The 21038-nt window shown below is 67.3% G+C and carries 20 protein-coding genes and 1 pseudogene; 11 read left to right on the top strand and 10 right to left on the bottom strand.

The features are described 5' to 3' along the window. Positions 1-186: 186 nt before the first annotated feature. Entirely contained in the window at positions 187-1413 is a 1227-nt protein-coding gene (tyrS, locus tag Q0X16_RS09560; RefSeq protein ID WP_297833489.1) for a tyrosine--tRNA ligase, read from the bottom strand. A gap of 209 nt (positions 1414-1622) precedes the next feature. Between tyrS and Q0X16_RS09555 the strand changes: the two genes are divergently transcribed. Next, a complete protein-coding gene (locus Q0X16_RS09555; RefSeq protein ID WP_297833487.1) occupies positions 1623-3077 on the top strand; it encodes a M23 family metallopeptidase in 1455 nt (484 codons plus the stop codon). 49 nt (positions 3078-3126) lie between these two features. Then, positions 3127-4254, top strand: a complete 1128-nt coding sequence (locus Q0X16_RS09550; RefSeq protein ID WP_297833485.1) for an anhydro-N-acetylmuramic acid kinase — start codon at positions 3127-3129, stop codon at positions 4252-4254. Here the strand turns inward: Q0X16_RS09550 and Q0X16_RS09545 are convergent. Next, a complete protein-coding gene (locus Q0X16_RS09545) occupies positions 4242-5549 on the bottom strand; it encodes an MFS transporter (protein ID WP_297833483.1) in 1308 nt (435 codons plus the stop codon). The two genes, Q0X16_RS09550 and Q0X16_RS09545, sit on opposite strands and share 13 nt — an antisense overlap. Beyond that, entirely contained in the window at positions 5546-6346 is an 801-nt protein-coding gene (locus Q0X16_RS09540; protein ID WP_297833481.1) for an exodeoxyribonuclease III, read from the bottom strand. The genes Q0X16_RS09545 and Q0X16_RS09540 overlap by 4 nt, the downstream gene beginning before the upstream one ends. Positions 6347-6495: 149 nt before the next feature. On the opposite strand from Q0X16_RS09540, the gene pyrE reads away from it, so the two are divergent. Beyond that, positions 6496-7146 carry an orotate phosphoribosyltransferase gene (gene pyrE, locus Q0X16_RS09535; protein ID WP_297833479.1) on the top strand — a complete coding sequence of 217 codons (651 nt, stop codon included), beginning with the start codon at positions 6496-6498 and terminating at the stop codon, positions 7144-7146. 29 nt (positions 7147-7175) lie between these two features. Next, a complete protein-coding gene (locus Q0X16_RS09530; protein WP_297833477.1) occupies positions 7176-7889 on the top strand; it encodes a hypothetical protein in 714 nt (237 codons plus the stop codon). A gap of 69 nt (positions 7890-7958) precedes the next feature. Here Q0X16_RS09530 and Q0X16_RS09525 read toward each other — a convergent pair whose 3' ends face one another. From Q0X16_RS09525 to coaBC, 3 genes and pseudogenes are all read right to left on the bottom strand, one after another. Beyond that, positions 7959-10331 carry a phosphomannomutase/phosphoglucomutase gene (locus tag Q0X16_RS09525; RefSeq protein ID WP_297833475.1) on the bottom strand — a complete coding sequence of 791 codons (2373 nt, stop codon included), beginning with the start codon at positions 10329-10331 and terminating at the stop codon, positions 7959-7961. Positions 10332-10344: 13 nt separating this feature from the next. Next, complete coding sequence (gene dut / locus Q0X16_RS09520; RefSeq protein WP_297833473.1) at positions 10345-10806, bottom strand: dUTP diphosphatase; 462 nt, start codon at positions 10804-10806, stop codon at positions 10345-10347. After that, positions 10803-12025, bottom strand: a pseudogene (coaBC, locus tag Q0X16_RS09515) (bifunctional phosphopantothenoylcysteine decarboxylase/phosphopantothenate--cysteine ligase CoaBC). The gene dut and the pseudogene coaBC overlap by 4 nt, the downstream one beginning before the upstream one ends. A 96-nt stretch (positions 12026-12121) precedes the next feature. Here coaBC and radC point away from each other — a divergent pair. The 6 genes from radC to Q0X16_RS09485 all read left to right on the top strand — a co-directional run bounded on the left by radC (position 12122) and on the right by Q0X16_RS09485 (position 17259). Next, positions 12122-12796, top strand: coding sequence for a DNA repair protein RadC (radC, locus tag Q0X16_RS09510; RefSeq protein WP_297833471.1), 675 nt, complete (start codon positions 12122-12124; stop codon positions 12794-12796). Between the two features lie 122 nt (positions 12797-12918). Further along, a complete protein-coding gene (argS, locus tag Q0X16_RS09505; RefSeq protein WP_297833469.1) occupies positions 12919-14607 on the top strand; it encodes an arginine--tRNA ligase in 1689 nt (562 codons plus the stop codon). Next, positions 14607-15344, top strand: a complete 738-nt coding sequence (locus Q0X16_RS09500) for an SPOR domain-containing protein (RefSeq protein WP_297833467.1) — start codon at positions 14607-14609, stop codon at positions 15342-15344. Before argS ends, Q0X16_RS09500 begins: the two co-directional genes overlap by 1 nt. Positions 15345-15427: 83 nt before the next feature. Then, a complete protein-coding gene (locus tag Q0X16_RS09495; RefSeq protein WP_297833464.1) occupies positions 15428-16186 on the top strand; it encodes an SDR family NAD(P)-dependent oxidoreductase in 759 nt (252 codons plus the stop codon). A 70-nt stretch (positions 16187-16256) separates the two neighbouring features. Next, on the top strand, positions 16257-16613 hold the full coding sequence (locus tag Q0X16_RS09490; protein ID WP_297833462.1) for a type II toxin-antitoxin system prevent-host-death family antitoxin: 357 nt from the start codon (positions 16257-16259) through the stop codon (positions 16611-16613). A 4-nt stretch (positions 16614-16617) separates the two neighbouring features. Continuing rightward, positions 16618-17259, top strand: a complete 642-nt coding sequence (locus tag Q0X16_RS09485; RefSeq protein WP_297833460.1) for a hypothetical protein — start codon at positions 16618-16620, stop codon at positions 17257-17259. Positions 17260-17332: 73 nt separating this feature from the next. On the opposite strand, the gene Q0X16_RS09480 is transcribed toward Q0X16_RS09485, so the two are convergent. After that, a complete protein-coding gene (locus Q0X16_RS09480; RefSeq protein WP_297833458.1) occupies positions 17333-17653 on the bottom strand; it encodes a helix-turn-helix transcriptional regulator in 321 nt (106 codons plus the stop codon). Positions 17654-17701: 48 nt separating this feature from the next. Here Q0X16_RS09480 and Q0X16_RS09475 point away from each other — a divergent pair, with 48 nt between their 5' ends. Next, positions 17702-18112: a hypothetical protein gene (locus Q0X16_RS09475; protein WP_297833456.1), complete on the top strand. Its 411-nt coding sequence runs from the start codon at positions 17702-17704 to the stop codon at positions 18110-18112. Positions 18113-18257: 145 nt separating this feature from the next. On the opposite strand, the gene Q0X16_RS09470 is transcribed toward Q0X16_RS09475, so the two are convergent. From Q0X16_RS09470 to speA, 3 genes are all read right to left on the bottom strand, one after another. After that, a complete protein-coding gene (locus Q0X16_RS09470; RefSeq protein ID WP_297833454.1) occupies positions 18258-18686 on the bottom strand; it encodes a type II toxin-antitoxin system death-on-curing family toxin in 429 nt (142 codons plus the stop codon). A gap of 10 nt (positions 18687-18696) precedes the next feature. Beyond that, complete coding sequence (locus Q0X16_RS09465; RefSeq protein WP_297833452.1) at positions 18697-18918, bottom strand: AbrB/MazE/SpoVT family DNA-binding domain-containing protein; 222 nt, start codon at positions 18916-18918, stop codon at positions 18697-18699. A 128-nt stretch (positions 18919-19046) separates the two neighbouring features. Then, positions 19047-20936, bottom strand: a complete 1890-nt coding sequence (gene speA / locus Q0X16_RS09460) for an arginine decarboxylase (protein ID WP_297833450.1) — start codon at positions 20934-20936, stop codon at positions 19047-19049. Positions 20937-21038 lie beyond the last annotated feature (102 nt).

Here is a 21038-nt window from a genome sequence, read left to right as displayed (position 1 = left end):
GAGCGGTTTTTCACCTTCGCCGCATGCCGGAACGGGCCGCAGCGGAGAGGGACGCGCATTGTGTGGCGGCCGGCTCGACTTGACCAGTCTTGACGCAACGCAGCATCCGTGTTTCGTGCAGGAAAGCGCGACGCACGCCAGCCATGCCGCGCCGCGACACTTCGGCCGAAGCACGGCTCCCGTCGATCAAGTCCCTGCGACCAGGCGTACCCGCGCGAAGTTGCGCTTGCCCACCGCCAGCACGCCCTCAAAGCCCGGCGTGAACAGGCGCTGCGCGTCCTCGAAGACCTGCCCGTCGATACGCACAGCGCGCTCTTTCAGCTTGCGGTTGGCTTCGCCATTGGACGGCGTGATGCCCGCCGCCGTCAGCAGCGCTGCGATTCGCAAGCCTTCCGCCGGCACCACCACGTCGTGCAGCGGGAGTTGCGACAGATCGCCTTCGCCGCGCACCGCCGCATGCCAGCCGGCAATGGCCTGCTCCGCCGCCGCGGCATCGTGGAATCGCGCGGCCAATTCACGCGCAAGCCGCAGCTTGATGTCGCGCGGATTCAGGCCAGAGTCCACGTCGGCGCGCAAGCGCCTGGCCTCGTCGATGCCGATCTCGAAGCTGAGCAGATCGATCCAGCGCCACATCAATTCGTCGCCGATCTTCATGGTCTTGGTGACGATGTCGATCGCCGGCTCGTTGATGCCGATGTAATTGCCGAGCGACTTGCTCATCTTGTTGACGCCGTCGAGCCCCTCCAGCAGCGGCATCGTCAGCACGATCTGCGGAGGCTGGCCAAAGTGCTCCTGCAGGCCGCGGCCCATCAGCAGGTTGAACTTCTGGTCGGTGCCGCCCAACTCGACGTCGGCCTTCAGAGCCACCGAGTCGTAGCCTTGCACCAGCGGATAGAGGAATTCGTGGATCGCGATCGACTGCTGGGCGGCATAGCGCTTGGCGAAATCGTCGCGTTCGAGCATGCGCGCCACCGTGTGCTGCGCGGCCAGCTTGATCATGTCGGCCGCATCCATCTTGCCGAACCATTCGCTGTTGAAGCGCAGCTCGGTCTTCTCGCGATCCAGCACCTTGAACACCTGCTCGGCGTAGGTCTTCGCGTTGGCCTGCACATCCTCGCGGGTCAACGGCTTGCGCGTGACGTTCTTGCCGGTGGGATCGCCGATCATTCCGGTGAAATCGCCGATCAGGAAGATGACCTGGTGCCCGAGGTCCTGGAACTGGCGCATCTTGTTGAGCAGCACCGTGTGCCCCAGGTGCAGGTCGGGTGCGGTGGGATCGAAGCCGGCCTTGACCCGCAGCGGGCGCCCCCCGTTTTTCATCGACGCGGCGAGGCGCGCCTCGAGTTCCTCGCGCTTGAGGATTTCGTCGCTGCCGCGCGCGATCAGTTCCAACGACTGCTGCAGATCCACCACGGACGCCTCTCTCCCGCGGCGGCTGGCCGCATTCAGTTTTCGGAGGACAACGTTAATATCACGTTAAAGCGAACATCGAAAAAACATCCGCCGATTCAAAGGGTTGACGCATGTTTATGCGGCGTCTATGTTAACCCGCTGTGGCGCAATCCCGCTGCGCCGGGGACGATCATATGACGGATCACACAGCGGATTCGAGCCAAGTCGCGGTGCGTCGCAAGAATCTGGAACGCGCCCGCGTCAATGCCGACCGCTCGGTTTCGTCCCTGATCCCCCCGGATTTCCGCGGCCGCTGGACGCGCCGCCATTGGGCCCAGGCCAGCGTGCTGACCACCATGTGCGCCCTGCTGGTCGCCATCGTGCCGGGGTTCTCCCAACTGCTCGGCACGCCCGGCAACGCGGCGGCGCAGCGCATGACGATGGCGCTGACCATGCCCAAGCCCGGCAAGACCCCCGCCAATCAGGATCGCTGGCAATCGGTGACGCTCAAGCCCGGCCAGACCCTGAGCGGCGTGTTCGAGGAACTCGGCATTCCCTACAGCCAGCTCGACCGCGTGATGCAGCATCCGCGCATCAAGCCGACCCTGCGCCGGCTGCGTCCCGGCACCCAGCTGAGCTTCAACCTCCCCGAGGACGGCAGCGTGCGGGCGATGCGGCTGGAAGCCGGCCCCGGCGTCGGCGACACGCCGATCGAACTCGAATTCAGCGCGGACGCGGTGCGCGAGCGTGCGGTGCCGGTGGAAGTGACCACGCGCACCGTGGTGTTGACCGGTGAGGTCGGCGATTCGCTGTTTGCCTCCGCCCGAGCGCTGGGTCTGGGAAGCTCCCAGCTCAACCAGCTCACCGACGAGATGTTCAAGTACGACATCGACTTCGATTCCGACCTGGACGAACACGACCGCTTCAGCGTCGTCGTCGACCAGACCTGGAAGAACGGCCAGTTGGTCAGCACCGGTCCGGTCCTGGCCGCGGCCTTCACCGTCGATGGCAAGATCAAGAGCGCGTTCCGTTTCATGCGCGACGGCAAGCCCGAATACTTCACGCCGGATGGCCGCTCACTCAAGCGTCCGTTCATCCGCATGCCGATCCCCTATGCCCGGATCAGTTCCGGGTTCGGGATGCGTCGGCACCCGATCCTCGGCCAGATGCGTGGCCACATGGGCATCGATTACGCCGCGGCATCGGGCACGCCGATCATGGCCGCCGGCAACGCGCGGGTCGCCTTCGTCGGTCACAAGGGCGGCTACGGCAACGCCGTCATCCTCGACCACGGCGGCGGCAAGACCACGCTGTACGGCCACATGTCGCGCTTCGCCAATATCCATGTCGGCCAGCACGTCGCCCAGGGCGCGGTGATCGGCTACGTCGGCAGCACCGGCCTTGCCACCGGCCCGCACCTGCACTACGAATTCCGCATCAACGGCGTGCACATGGATCCGCGCAAGATGACCTTGCCGCCGCCCGCACCGCTCAGCGGCGCCGCGCTGGTGGCCTTCCACGCGGATACTCGCCACGCGCTCGACAAGATCCGCGAGATGGAGGACGTGGTGTTCCAGCTCGACGACGGCAGCCGCATCGCCGACGCCGCGCCCACCGCGCAGCCGGGTGTCGCCGTCGCTTCGGCGCAGGCGCCCGCCCGCAAGCCTGCGCGCCGTCGCGGCTGAAAAGTCCCCCGGCCCGGAATCCGCAGCGGGCAATGCGATACTGCGGCGCATGACCGCTGCCGCCGACGATCCCCTGTTCCTTGGCCTGATGTCCGGCACCAGCGCCGATGGCATCGACGCGGCGCTGGTGCGGTTCCACGGCGATGGCGCGCAAGCGCATCCGGAACTGGTGTTCGGGCGCACCTACCCTTGGCAGGAGGCGATGCGACCGCGCCTGGTCGCATTGGGCCAGTGCGCCTCGCCGGTGACGCTGGACGAGGTCGGTGCGCTGGAAACCGCGATTGGTCTGGCGTTCGCGGAGGCGGCGCGCAGGGCGCTGGACGAGAGCGGCATCGCGCCCGCAGCCGTGGCGGCGATCGGCGCCCACGGGCAGACGCTGGCGCACCGCCCCGATGGCGCCCTGCCGTTCACGCTGCAGCTCGGCGATGCCAGCGTGGTCGCGGAGCGCACCGGAATTGCCGTCGTCGCCGATTTTCGCCGCCGCGACGTCGCCGCCGGCGGTCAGGGCGCACCGCTGGTGCCAGCCTTCCACGCGGCAGTGCTGCACGCTGCCGGAGAAGATCGCGCGGTGCTGAATCTCGGCGGCATCGCCAACCTCACGCTGCTGCCCGCACGCGGCGAGGTGCGCGGCTTCGACACCGGCCCTGCGAACGGGCTGATGGATGCGTGGTGCCTGCGCTACGCCGGGAAGCCCTATGACGAAGACGGCGCATTCGCGGCGCAGGGCCGCATCGATACGGCCCTGCTGGAACGGCTGCTGGACGAGCCGTGGTTCGCCCTGCCGCCGCCGAAATCGACCGGGCGCGACCAATTCCATCTGGACTGGGTGGAGGCCGCACTCGCCGGCGATGAGGCCCCCGCCGACGTGCAGGCCACCCTGCTGGCGCTGACCGTCCACAGCGTGCGCAATGCGCTGGACGCCACCCAGCCCGGCACACGGCGAGTCGTCGTCTGCGGCGGCGGCGTGCACAATCCGGTGCTGATGGCGGCCTTGGCCGACGCGCTGCCCACTGCCTGCGTCGAATCCAGCCGCGTGCATGGGCTGGATCCGGATTTCGTCGAGGCGATGGCCTTCGCCTGGCTGGCGCGCGAGCACCTGGCCGGTCGCCCCGGAAACCTGCCCGCCGTCACCGGCGCGCGCGGGCCGCGGGTGCTGGGCGCGCTCTACCCGGCCTGAGCCGGCGCCGCGTCGAACACCCGCCTGCGCAGCGGCGGCGTCAGCCAGACGTACAGCAGCGCCGCCGGAATCAGCGCCAGCACGGTGATGACGAAATACATGCCGTAGCCGGTCGCCATCACGATGCCACCAGCGAAGAAGCCGAGAACCTTGCCGGGCAGGTTCACCAGCGAGCTGAGCAGCGCGTACTGGGTGGCTGTGTGCCTGGGATTGACCAGCGCCGACAGGAAAGCCACGGTCGGCGGGCCGAGCATGCCCAGGGTGAAGTTCTCGGCCGAAATCACGGCGGCGAGCACCCACAGGTCGCCCTTGTGCACCATGAGCAGCAGGTAGAGCAGATTGCAGCTGCCGCACACCAGCATCATGATCCCGAGCGATTTCCACGCGCCAAGCCGGGTCACCATCGCGCCGCCGCAGAACACGCCCACGATCCCGACCCACACGCCCCACAGCTTGGTGATGGTGCCGATCTGGGTCTTGGTGAAGCCCTGGTCGATGTAGAACGGGCTCATGATGCCGCCGATCGTCGCTTGTTCGGGCACCTTGAACAGCAGGATGTAGGCCAGCACGGTCAGCGCCAGCGCCCATCCGAAGCGGCGGAAGAAATCGGCGAACGGATCGACCACGGCATTCGTCATCGCATCGCGCCAGCGCAGGTGCCGCGATGCGATCGTCACCTCCGGTTCGCGTGCGATCAGGTTGGCGATCAGCGGAATCGCCATCGCTGCCGCCATGATCAGATAAACGAGGCTCCAGGAAATGTGGTCCGCCATGATCGCGGCGAACGCGCCGGCCACGATCAGGCCGATCCGGTAGCCCAGCGAATAGGTCGCCACCAGCGCACCCTGCGCGTCCACCGGCGCGATCTCAATGCGGTAGGCGTCCACCGCGATGTCCTGGGTGGCGCCGAAAAACGCCACGCCCAGGGTTGCGACGATGAACGGGCCGAGTTGCGCCGGCGTCACTGCGGCCATCAGCAGCAGGCTGGCGATCACGCCCAGTTGCGCCGCCAGCAGCCAGCCGCGGCGACGTCCCATGCGCGCGAATCCCGGCAGCCGCCAATGGTCGAGCAGCGGCGCCCAGAGGAACTTGAAGGCATAGAGCATGCCGGCGCTGGCGATCATCGTGATGTCCTTCAGGACGATGCCGTGGTCCTTCAGCCAGAACGCCAGGGTTCCGGCCACCAGCAGGAACGGCAGGCCCGAAGAGAACCCGAAGAAGAACATCGTGCCAGCGGCAGGCTGGCGGAAGGATTGCCAGACGGAAGGCTTTTTCGGCTTGGCGGCGGTATTCAAACGGCGTACTCCACCAGCATGGGCGCGTGGTCGGAAAACTTCGGCTCCGGGAATATTTCGGCGCTGCGGATGCCTGACGCGATGCCCGGCGTGCACAGTTGATAGTCGATGCGCCAGCCGACGTTGTTGGCGCGCGCGGCGCCGCGCTGGGACCACCACGTGTATTCCACCGCCTCGGGTTTGGCGACGCGGAAGGCGTCCTTCCAGCCGGTCTCGGGCGGCACGATCAAGCCGTCGTGGCAGCCGTCGGCGATCAGTCCGGACAGCCAGGCGCGTTCGTGCGGCAGGCAGCCGGAATTCTTCTGGTTGCCGGTCCAGTTCCTGATGTCGTTCTTCGCGCGGACGATGTTCCAGTCGCCGCACAGCACGTACTCGCGCCCGCTGGCCAGCCAGCCGTCGAGAATGGGCCTCAGCCACGTCATCACGTCCTCCTTGAATCCCTGACGCTCCTCGCCGGAGCTGCCGGACGGGATGTAGAAGCTGACCACCGACACATTGCCGAAACGCGCCTCGAGGTAGCGGCCTTCGTCGTCGAACGGCGCCCAGCCGAGTGCGGTGCGCACTTCGTCCGGCTCGCGCTGGCTGTAGATCGCCACGCCGCTGTAGCCCTTCTTCTGCGCATCCTTGAACCAGGCCCTGTAGCCCTCCGGCCGGAACGCGGCATCCGTCAGCTGGTGTTCCTGCGCCTTGGTTTCCTGCACGCACAGGACGTCCACGTCCTGACGTTCGAACCAGTCGAAGAAGCCCTTGCTGGCGGCCGAACGCAGGCCGTTGGCGTTGAAGGTGAGGATGCGCATCGGATTTGCGGACAGTGGCTCGGGGATGGGTCAGGGAACTGCGCTGCACGGAACCCGCCACAGCGCACCAAGCATAGCCGCAAGGCACATGCGGTTTCGCAAGTATGCGCTACCCTTTCCCGGTTCCCGGTTCCCGGTTTCCGCGCCCCATGACATCGCACCACTCCCGCTTCCTCCAGCTGGCAATCAAGGTCGACGCGCTGCGCTTCGGCGAGTTCACTTTGAAATCCGGCCGCCGCAGCCCGTATTTCTTCAATGCCGGACAGTTCAATTCGGGCGCGGCGCTGGCGGAGCTGGCCGCGTGCTACGCCGACGCCGTGGAGGCGGCCGCGCTCGATTTCGACCTGCTGTTCGGGCCGGCCTACAAGGGCATCCCGCTGGCGACCGCGCTGGGCTGCGAATTCGCCCGGCGCGGTCGCGACCTGCCGCTGGCGTTCAACCGCAAGGAAGCCAAGGAACATGGCGAAGGCGGGCGATTGATCGGCGCGGCGCTGGCAGGGAGGCGGGCGCTGATCGTCGATGACGTGATCACGGCCGGCACCGCGATCCGCGAGTCGCTGGCGATCATTGCCGAGGCCGGCGGCACGCCCGCGGGGATCGTCATTGCCCTGGATCGACAGGAACGCGTGCGCGAGGACGCCAACGAGTCGGCGGCGCAGTCGGTGGCCAGCGAGCACGGCATCCCTGTGGTCGCCGTGGCCGGACTTTCCGATCTGCTTGCTTTCGCAGGCAAAAGCAGCGAACTTGAGGCCCATCGCGACACCCTTCTCGCCTACCGCACGCGCTACGGTATTGCCTGATACGCTTGCCGGTGATAAGGATTCCACCCATGCCGAACGCCGCCAGCACAACCGCACTTGCCCTTGTCCTTGGCTTGGCCGGAATCGGCGCGGCCATCGCCCAGTCGAGCACGCCCCCACCGAAGAAGATCTACTGCTGGGACGAAGGCGGCCGCCGGGTCTGCGGCGACGCCTTGCCGGCATCGGCCGCCGACAGCGCCCGCACCGAATTCAGCGCGCGGACCGGCTTGGAGACCGGATCGGTCGGACGCGCCTTGACCGACGACGAGCGCGCCGCCGCCGCGGTCGCCGCGCGCAACGCGCGGATTCAGGCCGACGCGGAAGCCGCCCAGCATCGACGCGATCTGGCGATGGTCGAGTCCTACCGGACCGAAGACGACCTGCGCAAGGCCTACGGCGAGCGCACCAGCCTGCTGGACGAATCGATCAAATCCAGCGTGCTCGGTTTGTCCAACCTGCGCCTGAGCCTGATCTCGCTGCTCAACCAGGCCAGCGACAAGGAACTTGCCAGCACGCCCGTTCCCGCATCGCTGACCAACTCGATCCGCGATCAGCACGCCGAATTGCAGCGCCAGCAGCAGATCCTGCTTTCCCAGCGCGCCGACCGCGCGGCGCTGGAAACCGAAATGCAGGACACCCTCCGCCGGTATCGCGAAACCCGCCAGGGAAACGCGGCCGGTACGGAAGCGGCACCGGCCGAGCCCGCCGCCGCGGAGCCACCTGCGACGCCCGCAGCGCACTGACGCCGATCGCCGGCGGAAGCAACGGCTGCGCCCACCCCAGTGTCTCGGCCTGGCGCTGGATGCGCCGGATCAGAACGGCAGCTGCAATTCCGGTTCCAGCGCCAGCATGTTGGTCGAGAACAAGCGCTGGATGCGCGCCAGCGCGTCGTTGCTGTCGGCATCGAAGCGCATGACCAGCACCGGCGTGGTGTTGGAAGCGCGCACCAGCCCCCAGCCGTCCGGCCAATCCACCCGGACCCCGTCCAGGGAGGTCAGACGGCCGCCCTCGAAGGTGGCCGACAGCCGCAGCCGATCGACGAACTCGTGCGGGTCGGTCTCGCCCGGCAGTTCGACCTTGATCTCCGGCGTGGATACGCCGTCCGGCAATGCCGCGAACACGTCCTCCGGAGGCTGGCCCTGCCCGTCCAGGATTTCCAGCAGCCGCGCCGCGGCATAGATGCCGTCGTCGAACCCGTACCAGCGCTCGGCGAAGAAGAAATGCCCGCTCATCTCGCCGGCCAGCGCGGCGTCGGCCTCGCGCATCTTGGCTTTGATCAGCGAATGCCCGGTCTTCCACATCATCGGGCTGCCGCCGTGGCGCAGAATCTGCGTGGACAGGCGCGCCGTGCACTTGACGTCATAGACGATCACGGCACCCGGATTGCGCTCCAACACGTCGGCCGCGAACAGCATCAGCAGGCGATCCGGATAGATGATCGTGCCCGACTTGGTGACCACGCCCAGCCGATCTCCGTCGCCGTCGAAGGCGATGCCGAGGTCGGCGTCGAGCCGCTGCACCATCTGGATCAGCGCGTCGAGGTTGCGCGGTTCGCTGGGATCCGGGTGGTGGTTCGGGAATTCGCCGTCGATATCGCAGAACAGCGGCGTGACGTCGGCCCCGATCGCGGCCAGCACCTGCGGGCCGATGTCGCCGGCCACGCCATTGCCGGCGTCGACCACCACCTTCAGCCGCTCGCCGATCTGGATGTCGCCGGAGATGCGCTGCAGGTAATCTTGGCTGATGTCGCGCTCGTCGAGCGTGCCCTGCGCCTCCGCTTCCAGCAACCGGTCCTCGGCGATGCGCGCATGCAGATCCTTGATTGCAGGGCCGGAGAGCGTCTCGCCACCGACGACGATCTTGAAGCCGTTGTAGTCCGGCGGATTGTGGCTGCCGGTGACCGCGACACCGCAGCCGGTGCGAAGATGGAAGCAGCCGAAATACACGACCGGGGTCGGCACCATGCCGATGTCGATGACGTTGCGCCCGGCCTTGCGCAAGCCGGCGATCAGGCCCTGCACCAGATCCGGCCCGGACAGCCGGCCGTCGCGGCCGACCACGATCGAATCCAGCCCCTGCTCGGCCATGCTCGAGCCGATCGCCTGGCCGATCAGTTCGGCGACGCCCGCATCCAGCGAATGGCCGATGACGCCGCGGATGTCGTAGGCGCGGAAGATGCGGTGGTCGATGACCACCGGCACCTTTTCCTTGGCCGGCTTGGGTTCTTCCTTGACGCGTTCGTGCAGCGTGCGTTCTTCGACCGGTTTTGCCGGTTCCAGCTCGGCCAGGGTCGGTCCGGCTTCGAACTCGACCTGCCCGCCCATCGCCAGCAGGCGCGGGCGCAGAACCAGCCAAAGCGCCGCGGCAATGCCGGCAAGCACCAGCCCGAGGATGACCCCGGCCAGGCCGCCGAGGCCAAACGGCACTCCGGTTTCATCCGGCGCTGCGGCCACCAGCCGCAGTTCGCTGTCGGGAATCCTGACCGACAACGCTTCCGCTGAATTGCTCAGCGACGTATCTCCGCTCTCGACCACGCTCTGCCCGCCCTGTCGCAGCGCGACATAGACCCCGCCAGGCAGTTTCGTGGTTTCCACGATATTGCTCAGGGCATCGAGCGGCATCTCGACATAGGCCACCATCAAGGTCGTTGACCGCACCGGCGCGGCCAGCGCCAGCCGCCTTGCCGCACCCGCCTGCACCACCCGCACGCTGGTCTTGCCGCTGGACAGCGCCGCTTCGGCGGCCGCCAATGTGCCGTACCCGCTGCGCGGCAGTCCTTCGTACAGCGCATCGAGATCCGCCGGCCAGACTTCGGCGCGCATCAGCCCGGTCCAACCCTTGCGCAATGCTGCAGCCGCCTGGGGCCCGCCTTCGGTCAGGGCCGCCTTGAATCCCGACGACGCCAACCGCGTATCCATCGTGCGGCGCTGTTCGTCGAGCTTGCGGCGAATCGCCAGCGCCGCGTCGTCGCGAGCGGTCTGGAGGGAATGCAGGCGACTGTCGTCGCGCAGACGAAGTCCGCCCGCAGCCAGGCACCACAGGGCAAGCACGCCCAGCAGCAGCACCAGCCACGGCAGGGTGCGCGCGGCCTGCAGCGGGTCGAACGCCAGCTTGGGCGACTCGTGCTCCGCATGTTCGCCCTTACCGTCCTTGCCGCCCTTTCCACCCAAACCGAACACCGCCATGGACACCCCCTTGTCAGCGCACCCCAGTATGGCCGAAGCCGCCCTGTCCGCGCGCGGATTCCTCGAAGGCCTCGACCACCTGGAGGTCAGCCTGCACTACCGGCAGCAGCACCAGCTGCGCAATTCGATCCCCGGGCTGAATGGTGAACGCCTCCGTCCCGCGATTCCAGAGGCTGACCATCAGCGGGCCTTGGTAGTCGGCGTCGATCAGCCCAGTGCCATTGCCCAGCACGATGCCGTGTCTGTGGCCCAGCCCCGATCGCGGCAGCAGAATCGCGCACAGGCCGGGATCGCCGATATGGATGGCCAATCCGGAAGGCACCAGCGCGGTCGCCCCCGGCGCCAGTTCCAGCGGCGCGTCCAGCGCCGCACGCAAATCCATTCCGGCGCTGTGTTCGGTCGCATGCGCGGGCAGCGGCCATTCGCCGCCGATGCGCGGATCGAGCACCTTCACCTGCAGCACATGCCTGGTCATGTCCGGCCCCCGCGGATGCGCTGGCCGATCAGATCCAGCAGCTGGGCCGCCAGCACATGCTTGGGCGCCGGTCCCAGCGGACGATCGCCGTGCGCGTCGATCACCAGCAGCGCGTTGTCGTCGCTTTCGAAGCCGCAGCCCGGCAGGCCGACCTGATTGGCGCAGATCAGGTCGAGGCCCTTGCGCTCGAGCTTGCTGCGCGCATAGGCGGCGACATCGTTCGTCTCCGCCGCAAAGCCGACCACTTGCGCCGGCCGCTGCGGGTGCGCGGCGACGTCGGCCAGGATGTCGCGGGTCCGGACCAGTTCCAGCACAAGCACGTCCTGCCCGGGCTGTTTCTTGAGCTTGCGTTCCAGCGGCGCACGCGGAGTGAAATCCGCAACCGCCGCCGCGCCGATGTAGAGATCGCAGGGCAGGGCATCCATCACCGCCCGATGCATTTGCGCCGCGCTGCGCACATCCACCCGACGCACGCCCTCCGGCGTCGGAAGATGCACGGGGCCGGCCACCAGCACCACCTCGGCCCCACGCTGCGCGGCGACGGCGGCGATGGCAAAGCCCATCTTGCCGCTGCTGCGGTTGCCGAGGAAACGCGCCGGGTCAATGTCCTCGAAGGTCGGCCCCGCGCTGACCACGACCTTCATGCCGATCAAAGGCCCGCTCATGCGCAAGCCCCCATCGCTGCCACGATGCGCTCAGGCGCGGCCATCCGACCCGGCCCGGACTCTCCTTCGGCCAGCGGGCCGTCGTCCGGCCCGACCAGGCGCGCGCCGCGCGACAGCAGCAGAACAACGTTGGCCTGGGTGGCCGGATGCCGCCACATCCGGTGGTTCATCGCCGGTGCCAAGATCATCGGCGCCGTGGTGGCCAGGCACAGGGTGGAAACCAGATCGTCGGCCAGCCCGTGCGCCAGCTTCGCCAGCGTGTTGGCCGTCGCCGGCGCCACCACCACCTGCTGTGCCCACGCCGCCAGCTCCAGATGGCCCATGCCGGCCTCGGCCTGCGCATCCCACAGGCTGGTGCGCACCGCGCGGTGCGACAGCGCCTGGAAGGTCGGCGCGCCGACGAAACGCTGCGCGTTCTCGGTCATCGCCACCTGCACGTCCGCACCGGCGTCACGCAGCCGGCGCACCAGCTCGGCCGCCTTGTACGCAGCGATTCCGCCGCACACGCACAGCAGCACGCGGTAAGCCTCGTTCGGAAAACGCGGAGCCTGCATCGGGCCATTCCCTGACCTCTTTCCAACCCGTGAGCTTACCCGAAGCCGGGGCAAACCCCGCTGTCTTTCCCGCAGGCTCCTGTTCACGATGGACGCATGCACATCCGCGACTGGCCCGAATCCGAACGTCCCCGGGAAAAGCTGCTGGCCCGCGGCCCTGGCAGCCTGTCCGACGCCGAGCTGCTGGCGCTGTTCCTCGGCTCCGGCATTCGCGGACAGGACGCCGTGGCCTCCGCCCGCGCCCTGGTGTCCGGCGCCGGCGGGCTGCGGCGGCTGCTCGATCTGGACGCCACGGCACTGACCCGACGGCGCGGGATCGGCCCGGCCCGCGCCTGCCTGCTGGCCGCCGCGCTGGAACTGGGCCAACGCCACCTGGCCGCCCAGCTTGAACGCGGCGAGGCCCTGAGCGACCCCGGCGCGGCCGGACGCTATTTTGCCCAGCGCCTGCGCGGGCTGGGCCACGAGGTGTTCGCGGTGCTGTATCTGGACACCCGCCACCGCGCGCTGGGCTTCGAAGAACTGTTCCGCGGCGGCATCGACGGCGCCGAAGTCCACCCGCGCATCATCGTCCAGCGCGCCTTGGTCCACGGCGCCGCGGCAGCGATCATCGGCCACAACCACCCCAGCGGGAATCCCGACCCCAGCGCCGCCGATCGCGCCGTCACGACGCGGATCAAGCAGGCGCTGGCATTGGTCGACGTGCGCCTGCTCGACCACTTCGTGATCGGCGATGGGCCGCCCACCTCGATGGCGCAACGCGGCATGGTCTAGGCACCGGGGCACGCCCTCCATCCGGCCGCAGTCGCCCCGAGTTGCACCCATCCCGGCCATCGCGAGGTTGGATGCGGGCTCGCGTACAATGTCCGGCCATCGAACAGCCGCCGTCGTCCCACGTGAAAGCCCAGATCCACGCCCTGATCCTGCAGGGCCTTGCCGCCCTGCGCGAAGGCGGAACCCTGCCCGCCGATGCGCCTCTCCCGGACTTCGTGATCGAACGCCCGAAAGAGCGCGCGCACGGCGACTTTTCCAGCAACGTGGCGATGCTGCTGGCCAAGGCCGCGCGCAGCAATCCGCGTGCGCTGGCGCAGCAGCTGGTCGATGCACTGCCGGCCTCCGACGCCATCGCCAAGGTCGAAATCGCCGGCCCCGGCTTCATCAATGTCCACCTGACTCCGGCCGCGTGGCAGCAGCAGGTGCGCGACATCCACGCCGCCGGCAGCGCGTTCGGCCGCAACACCAGCGGCGGCGGCAAGACGGTGGGCGTGGAATACGTCTCCGCCAACCCCACCGGCCCGCTGCACGTCGGCCACGGTCGCGCCGGCGTGATCGGCGACTGCATCGCCCGCGTGATGGCCGCCAACGGCTGGGACGTGAAGCGCGAGTTCTACTACAACGACGCCGGCGTGCAGATCAACAATCTCGCCATCTCCACCCAGGCGCGCGCCAAGGGCTTCAAGCCGGGCGACGCGCAGTGGCCGGCCGACGCCTACAACGGCGACTACATCGCCGACGTTGCCCAGTCGTACCTGCGCGGCGACAGCGTGGAAGTGGACGGCCATATCGTCACCGGCAAGCCCGACGCCGACGACCTCGACGCCATCCGCGCCTTCGCGGTGGCCTACCTGCGCCGCGAGCAGAACGCGGATCTGGCCGCGTTCGGCGTCAGCTTCGACCGCTATTTCCTCGAATCTTCGCTGTACACCGACGGCAAGGTCGAGGAAACCGTGCGCGAACTCGTCGCCAAGGGTCATACCTACGAGGAGGGCGGCGCGCTGTGGCTGCGCTCGACCTCCTTCGGCGACGACAAGGATCGGGTGATGCGCAAATCCGACGGCACCTACACCTACTTCGTGCCGGATGTCGCCTACCACCTGAGCAAGTGGCAGCGCGGCTACCAGCGCGCGGTCACCGAGCTGGGCGCCGACCACCACGGCTCGCTGGCCCGCGTGAAGGCTGGCCTGCAGGCGCTGGACTGCGGCATCCCGGACGGCTATCCGGACTACGTGCTGCACCAGATGGTGACGGTGATGCGCGGCGGCGAAGAGGTCAAGCTCTCCAAGCGCGCCGGCAGCTACTTCACCCTGCGCGATTTGATCGACGAAGCCGGGCGCGACGCCACCCGCTGGTTTCTGATCGCACGCAAGCCCGACTCGCAGCTGACCTTCGACATCGACCTGGCGCGCTCGCAGAACAACGACAACCCGGTGTTCTACGTGCAGTACGCCCACGCCCGCGTGTGCAGCCTGCTGCGACAGTGCGGCGAAAAGGGGTTTGCCTACGATGCGGAAAACGGATCGGCGCAACTGCACCTGCTGGACGATGCGCCCGCACAGGAATTGATGCGCGAACTGTCGCGCTATCCGGAAGTGGTGGAAGCCGCCGGTGCGACCCTGGAGCCGCATCTGGTCGCCCAATACCTGCGCGAGCTCGCCAACGCCCTCCACACCTGGTACCACGCCTCGCCGGTGCTGGTGGAGGAGGCTGCGCTGCGCGACGCGCGCCTGACCCTGGCGCTGGCCGTCCGCCAGACGCTGGCCAACGGACTGGATCTGCTGGGCGTTGGCGCACCGGAGAGCATGTAATGGCAGCACGACGCGGAAAATCCCAGGCCCGACGCAATTCTTCGGGCGGCCTGCCCGGCTGGGCCTGGCTGGCGATCGGCGTAGCGCTCACGCTCGCAGCCGTCCTGCTCGTCCCGCGGCTGATGCAGTCCTCGTCAAGCGACGGCTTCCTGCGCGTCGGTCCGACGCCCAATCCGGACGCCCAGCCCGCTGCCGCGCAGGGCGACGCCATTGCGCCAGACATCGCCACCGACGCGCCCAAGCCAGCCAATCCGGAACCCCCCAAGCCGCGCTACGACTTCTATACCCTGCTTCCAGGCGAAGGCGTGCAGATGACCGACGCCGAACTGGCCGCCAGCGCCAAGGCCGAGGCCGATGCGCGGGCACGGCAGGCGCAGCGCGACGCCACGGCGTCCGCGGCCGAACCCGACAATGCCCTGCCCGCGCCGATCAACGAACCGGCAACCGCCTCCGCACCGCCGCCGGTCGCCGCCGCCACGGCCAACAACGCCGACAACCCCGGAGCCGCCCGCTACATCCTGCAGGCCGGTGCATTCGGCGCCTCCGGTGACGCCGAATCGGTCAAGGCCAAAATCGCCATGCTGGGATTGTCCGCGCGAGTGGAATCGGCGCAGATCAACGGCAAGACGGTCTACCGCGTGCGCATGGGGCCTTACGGCACCGCCTCCGAACTGGCCGACGCCAAGGCCAAGCTGGCTGGCGGCGGACTTCCGGCAATGGCGATCAAGGCCCAATAGCGCACGCCACCTGCCACACCCTCGGAACGACGCGGCGCTCCCTGACGCCCGCTGCCGGCAGCCCTGCGCCGTAAAATACGAGGATGAACACATCCCCCCGCACCGCCCTCATCACCGGCGCCACCGCCGGTTTCGGCCGCGCCGCCGCGCGCCGTTTCATCGCCGCCGGCTGGCAGGTCATCGCCACCGGACGCCGCGCCGAGCGCCTTGACGCGCTGCGCGCCGAACTCGGCGACGCGCTGCACCCCGCCCGCTTCGACATCCGCGACGAAGCGGCGATGCGCGCCGCGCTGGACGCGCTGCCGGAACGCTTCCGCGGCATCGACCTGCTGGTCAACAACGCCGGCCTGGCGCAGGGCACGCAGCCGGCACAGGACGCACTGCTGTCGGACTGGAAGACCATGATCGACACCAACATCACCGGCCTGGTCACGCTCACCCACGCCGTGCTGCCGACGCTCATCGCGCGCAAGGGCGCGCTCATCAACATCAGCTCCACCGCCGCCACCTATCCCTACACCGGCGGCAATGCCTACGGCGGCACCAAGGCCTTCCTCAGCCAGTTCTCGCTGAACTTGCGCGCCGACCTGCACGGCACCGGCGTGCGCGTGACCGCCATCGAGCCGGGCATGGCCGAAACCGAATTCACCGTGGTGCGCACCCACGGCGACCAGGCGGCATCGGACCGGCTCTACGCCGGGGCCAACCCAATGACCGCCGAGGACATCGCCGAGGCGATCTTCTGGGTGGCGACGCTGCCGCCGCACCTCAACGTCAACCGGCTGGAACTGATGCCCACCTCGCAGTCGTTCGCCGGCTTTCAGGTGCACCGCGGCGGCTGATTTTCCCCATTCAGGATAAAAAGGCCAAAAAGGGTATATTGGCCTTGTTTGTCCTGTCTGGAATCCTGCCATGTCCGCCCTTCCCGCCCTCAAGCCGCTGGACACCCTGCCGCAAACCCCCGCTTCGGACGTGAAGAAGCTGGGCTGGCGCGGGGTGATGAAGGTCGTTGCCCGCAGCGGCAAGGTCGTCGTCACCAACCACAACCAGCCCGAGGCGGTGATCCTGCCGGTCGAGGAATACACCCGCCTGCTGAATCTGCTGCGCGACGCCGCTGCCCGCGACGAGGCAGCACTGGACGCGCTGCGCAGGAAATTCGACGAGCGCCTGGCCTGCCTCAATGAGCCGGGGACGGGCGACAAGCTGATATCGATTTTCGACAAGCCCTTCCGCTACGAGGGAAAGATTTTCAACGGCGACGAGTTCTGATCCCATGCCGCGCCCGCGCATCTTCGTGCTTGCCGGCGTCAACGGTGCCGGCAAGAGTTCCATCGGCGGCACGGCGCTGCGGCGCGTCGGAATGGACTGGTTCAATCCGGACACCTTCACCCGGCAATTGATCGAAGCCACCGGCAGCCCATTGGCCGACACCAACGCTGCCGCATGGCAGGAAGGCCTGCGCAGGCTGGAGGCCGCCATCGCCAACGGCACGAACTACGCCTTCGAGACCACGCTGGGCGGCAACACCATCGCCGGAAAACTGCGGGAAGCCGCACGCACGCACGATGTCGTCATGTGGTTCTGCGGACTCGATTCACCGGAGCACCACATCGCCCGCGTGCGCTACCGCGTCAGCCGCGGTGGCCACGACATTCCTGAAGCGAAGATCCGGGAGCGCTGCGTCGCCTCCATCAAGCATCTGGCCGCACTGCTTCCACACATCACGCAGCTGCATGTTTACGACAACAGCATCGACGCCATCGCCGGCGCGCCAACGCCCGACCCCTGCCTTCTGCTACAAATGAAAAGCGGACAGATCACCTGGCCGATGGATGCCGACACCCTCCGGCAAACTCCCGACTGGGCCAAACCAATCCTCGAAGCCGCTTTGCAATTGCAGACCGCGCACGGCTGAGGCAACACCACCTCCACGCCCGTCAGGCAGTGTGTTTGCAGCGCATTGACGGAGCCGGGCCAGACACGCGGCATCATTCCGCCGGTTGCAGCACCCGTTCCGTCGTCGCCACCAGCGACGCGGCGGAAACATTCAACGCCTGCGCCAGCAACAGCACAGTCGCCAGCGCCGGCTGGCACACACCACGTTCCGCGCGGGAAACGAACGTGCGGTCCACGTGCGCCAGGTGCGCCAGTTCCTCCTGCGACACGCCCGCCTGCTCACGGCTTTGGCGCAACGCCTTGCCGAATGCCCTGGCCACGATTTCACGGTCTGCACGCACGCGGCCAGCTTGGTGAAGCTGGGCATACTTGACCACGGCGTACTTGCTACAAACGAGGCGTACTTGCTGCATTCCGGCAAAAGGAGCCGGGTGATCCGGTTAAAAGGCGCAGGGGGAACCGTGGGCATCAAGACCGCAAGAGATGGCCAGGAAACTGGCGAATGGACGCAACTCGGCCTGCAAGCGGCAGTGACCCGCGGGGAGGTGTTGCCGACCGATTCGATCCAGATGTCGGGAAGTGCGGAATGGAAACCTCTCGCCGACGTGGCCGCTGAGCTGGGCGTGCAGCTTCAGCAAGTCGAGGCAACAAGCACCGATGAAGCGCAGCAAGAGCAGCCAACGCCACAGACAGCGGCACCCGCAGCAGCAACGCCTCCACCGACCAAATCCGACAGCGAACCCGGGTGCTTGCCCGTTTTGGGCGTAGTGTTCGGCATCGCCTTTGTATTATTTGCAATCGTAGCTGATGTCTTGAGGCCACTTCATCCCGCGCCCGCATCTCGACAATCACCGGACTGCACAGGCCAGTAGATCGGAGAGAGTCCGGACACCTCGGCAAACACGCCCGGGCGTCCGCCATTCCATCCCCACTGAGAAAACAGAACCGACGCGCCGTACTGCCAACGAGCCCAGATTTCTGCTGTACAAGAGCTTTCAAGGAAACGCTGCAGCTAGGCTAACGCCTGCCCTGCGCGCAAGGCTCGTTCACCCGGTTCACGCCAGCCAACTGCAAGCGCGGGCGCAGCCAGTCGGCGAAGTCGGTTTCGGAGAGTGAGCCTTCGGCCAGCGACAGGAACATCGGGTACAGCTCGATGTTGCTGGCTTGCAGTTCAGCATCGTTGAGTTCCACGAACAATTCGCAGGCCACAGCGGCGGTGCGCTTGTTGCCATCGACGAAGGGGTGGTTGCGGGCAATGCCGAACGCCAGACTGGCGGCCAGCGCGGCCAGATCCGGGGGCGGGTCGCCATAGGCATGCAACTGCTGCGGGCGGGCGAGGGCGGATTCCAGCAGGGCTTCGTCGCGCACGCCATCGCCGCCGCCATGCTCGGACAATTGCCGCTCGTGGATGGCAAGCGCCAGCACACGGTCGATCCAGACAATCATGGCTCGCCACCTACTCAGCCAGCTTCCGCAGCAGGTCGCGGCGCTTGCGCATGATGTTCTCTGCCACATCCATCTGCGCCGCAAACACCGGGTCATAGACGGTCAAGCGGATGCCATCCGGGGTTTCCAGCGCATGAATCTCGTCGCCTTTTTCCACGCGCAGGCGGGCCAGCAGTTCCTTGGGCAGGATGACGCCGGCGGAATTGCCGATGCTGGTGATCTTGAGCTTCATGGGGGCCTCGTCGGCGGAGCGGGCGAATGTTATAACTAATGTTATACGAACATACCGAGTTCGGCAAGTTCGAACACATCCCCCCGATCACGCCCGCATCCATCAAAGCGATCGCTTCGGCAATCACTTCACTCCAGCGGCGCATCGCTCAAATACGTGTACGCCGTCAGCCCGCGCTCCAGCGCCTCGTTGAGGCGTTCGCTTTCCGCGGTCCCCAGGTCGGCCGAAGCGACCAGCGCGCGGTAGCGGCGACGCAGGTCGTCGAGCTTGTAGCCGACGTAATCGAGCATCACGTCGGTGGTGTCGCCGCGACGCTGCTGGCTGATGGAAAAACCGTCGTCGGTGCAGCGCACTTCGATCGCGTCGGTATCGCCGAACAGGTTGTGGATGTCGCCGAGGATTTCCTGATAGGCACCGACGAGGAAGAAACCGATCCGGTAGCGCTCGCCGGGGCGCGGTTCGTGCAGTGGCAAGGAGCTGTCCAGGTCCTCGGTTTCGACGTAGGTGTCGATCTTGCCGTCGGAGTCGCAGGTCAAATCGGCGATGATGCCGCGTCGGGTGGGTGCCTCGTCCAGGCGCTCGATCGGCACGATCGGAAATACCTGGTCGATCGCCCACACGTCGGGCATGGATTCGAACACGCTGAAATTGACGAAGTACTTGTCCACCAGCCGCTCGTTCAATTCATCCAGCAAGTCACGATGGCTTTTTTCATCGTAGGTCAGGCGCGCTTTCACCGCGTGGGCAATCGCGTAGAACAGGTCGTCGATGCGCGCGCGCTGTACCAGATCCAGCTGGCCCAGCGAATACAACGCAAGCCCCTCGGCGTGTGCCTGCGTGGCCTCGTGGAACACCTCCACCGCCGGCCGCCCAGGCAGCTCCGCATGCAGCTCGCGCAGCTGCCGAACCGGCGTGGATTCGTCGTCGTGCGGCTCCGGCACGCGGCCTTCGGGCGCCTGCTCGACCTCGCTGACGTTGCTCACCAACACGGCGTGGTGGGCGGTCAACGCGCGCCCGCTTTCGGTGAGGATGCGCGGCGGCGACAGGCCCTCCTCGCGGCAGGCCTCGGCCAGCGGCTGCACGATGCTGGAGGCGTAGTGGTGGATGCCGTAGTTGACCGAGTTGTAGCTGCGCGAGCGGGTGCCCTCGTAGTCGATGCCCAGCCCGCCACCGACGTCGACGTGGGTGATACGCGCGCCCAGCCGCGACAGTTCCACGAAATAGCGGGTAGCTTCGCGCATGCCGGCGGCAATGTCGCGCACGTTGGAAATCTGGCTGCCCATGTGGAAATGCAGCAGTTGCAGGCAATCGCCCATGCCGACGTCGCGCAGCTCCTTCCACAAGGTCAGCAGCTGGCGCGGGTCGAGGCCGAACTTGGCCTTGTCGCCACCGCTGTTCTGCCACTTGCCGGCACCCAGCGAGGCCAGTCGCATGCGCACGCCGAGGCCCGGCTTCACGCCCAGCGCGGCGGCTTCCTCCAGCGCGATTTTCAGCTCGGAAGGCTTTTCGATGACGATGAAGGTCTGCAGGCCCAGCTTGCGCCCGATCAGCGCCAACCGGATGTATTCACGGTCCTTGTAGCCGTTGCAGACGATGGTGCCGCCGGGGCGCGACAGCGCCAGCACCGCCATCAGCTCCGGCTTGCTGCCGGCTTCCAACCCGAAGCCTTCACCGTGATGGCTGGCCAGGGTACCGGCCACGCCGGCGTGCTGGTTGACCTTGATCGGGTAGATCGCGGTGTAGCCGCCGCCGTAATCCCAGTCCTTCTGCGCCTGCGCAAACGCCGCCTGGAGCTTGCCGAGACGGCTGCCAAGAATCTCTGGGAAGCGCACCAGCATCGGCAGCTTCGCGCCCTGTGCCAATGCGGCATCGACGATCCCGGGCAGGGACAGTTCCGTCCCCTGTGCGCCCCGCGGCCGGACGAGGATTCGCCCACCCGCATCGGCATCGAAATACCCGTCCGCCCAATGCGGGATCGAATAGGTCTTGCGGGCGAGGTCGGGCGACCAGTCGGTCATGTCGGGCGTGCCAACGTTGGAAGGTAAAGGCATTGTAGGGTGGGCCTTGGTCCATCGTGCGAAAACCGGGCGGCGCCATGGCCAAGATCTTCGCTGCAAAGG

It is taken from the genome of Thermomonas sp., assembly GCF_025993755.1.
Taxonomy (GTDB): domain Bacteria; phylum Pseudomonadota; class Gammaproteobacteria; order Xanthomonadales; family Xanthomonadaceae; genus Thermomonas.
This window is presented reverse-complemented; position numbering and strand designations above follow the sequence as displayed.

What these genes read in the sequence shown, in the direction of transcription:
- Q0X16_RS09530 (WP_297833477.1), top strand. Translation starts at nt 7,176, where the DNA reads ATGCCGAACGCCGCCAGCACAACCGCACTTGCCCTTGTCCTTGGCTTG.
- pyrE (WP_297833479.1), top strand. Translation starts at nt 6,496, where the DNA reads ATGACATCGCACCACTCCCGCTTCCTCCAGCTGGCAATCAAGGTCGAC.
- Q0X16_RS09470 (WP_297833454.1), bottom strand. Translation starts at nt 18,686, where the DNA reads ATGATTGTCTGGATCGACCGTGTGCTGGCGCTTGCCATCCACGAGCGG.
- Q0X16_RS09465 (WP_297833452.1), bottom strand. Translation starts at nt 18,918, where the DNA reads ATGAAGCTCAAGATCACCAGCATCGGCAATTCCGCCGGCGTCATCCTG.
- speA (WP_297833450.1), bottom strand. Translation starts at nt 20,936, where the DNA reads ATGACCGACTGGTCGCCCGACCTCGCCCGCAAGACCTATTCGATCCCG.
- Q0X16_RS09550 (WP_297833485.1), top strand. Translation starts at nt 3,127, where the DNA reads ATGACCGCTGCCGCCGACGATCCCCTGTTCCTTGGCCTGATGTCCGGC.
- Q0X16_RS09525 (WP_297833475.1), bottom strand. Translation starts at nt 10,331, where the DNA reads ATGGCGGTGTTCGGTTTGGGTGGAAAGGGCGGCAAGGACGGTAAGGGC.
- radC (WP_297833471.1), top strand. Translation starts at nt 12,122, where the DNA reads ATGCACATCCGCGACTGGCCCGAATCCGAACGTCCCCGGGAAAAGCTG.
- dut (WP_297833473.1), bottom strand. Translation starts at nt 10,806, where the DNA reads ATGACCAGGCATGTGCTGCAGGTGAAGGTGCTCGATCCGCGCATCGGC.
- Q0X16_RS09490 (WP_297833462.1), top strand. Translation starts at nt 16,257, where the DNA reads ATGTCCGCCCTTCCCGCCCTCAAGCCGCTGGACACCCTGCCGCAAACC.
- Q0X16_RS09495 (WP_297833464.1), top strand. Translation starts at nt 15,428, where the DNA reads ATGAACACATCCCCCCGCACCGCCCTCATCACCGGCGCCACCGCCGGT.
- Q0X16_RS09500 (WP_297833467.1), top strand. Translation starts at nt 14,607, where the DNA reads ATGGCAGCACGACGCGGAAAATCCCAGGCCCGACGCAATTCTTCGGGC.
- Q0X16_RS09480 (WP_297833458.1), bottom strand. Translation starts at nt 17,653, where the DNA reads ATGCAGCAAGTACGCCTCGTTTGTAGCAAGTACGCCGTGGTCAAGTAT.
- Q0X16_RS09485 (WP_297833460.1), top strand. Translation starts at nt 16,618, where the DNA reads ATGCCGCGCCCGCGCATCTTCGTGCTTGCCGGCGTCAACGGTGCCGGC.
- Q0X16_RS09540 (WP_297833481.1), bottom strand. Translation starts at nt 6,346, where the DNA reads ATGCGCATCCTCACCTTCAACGCCAACGGCCTGCGTTCGGCCGCCAGC.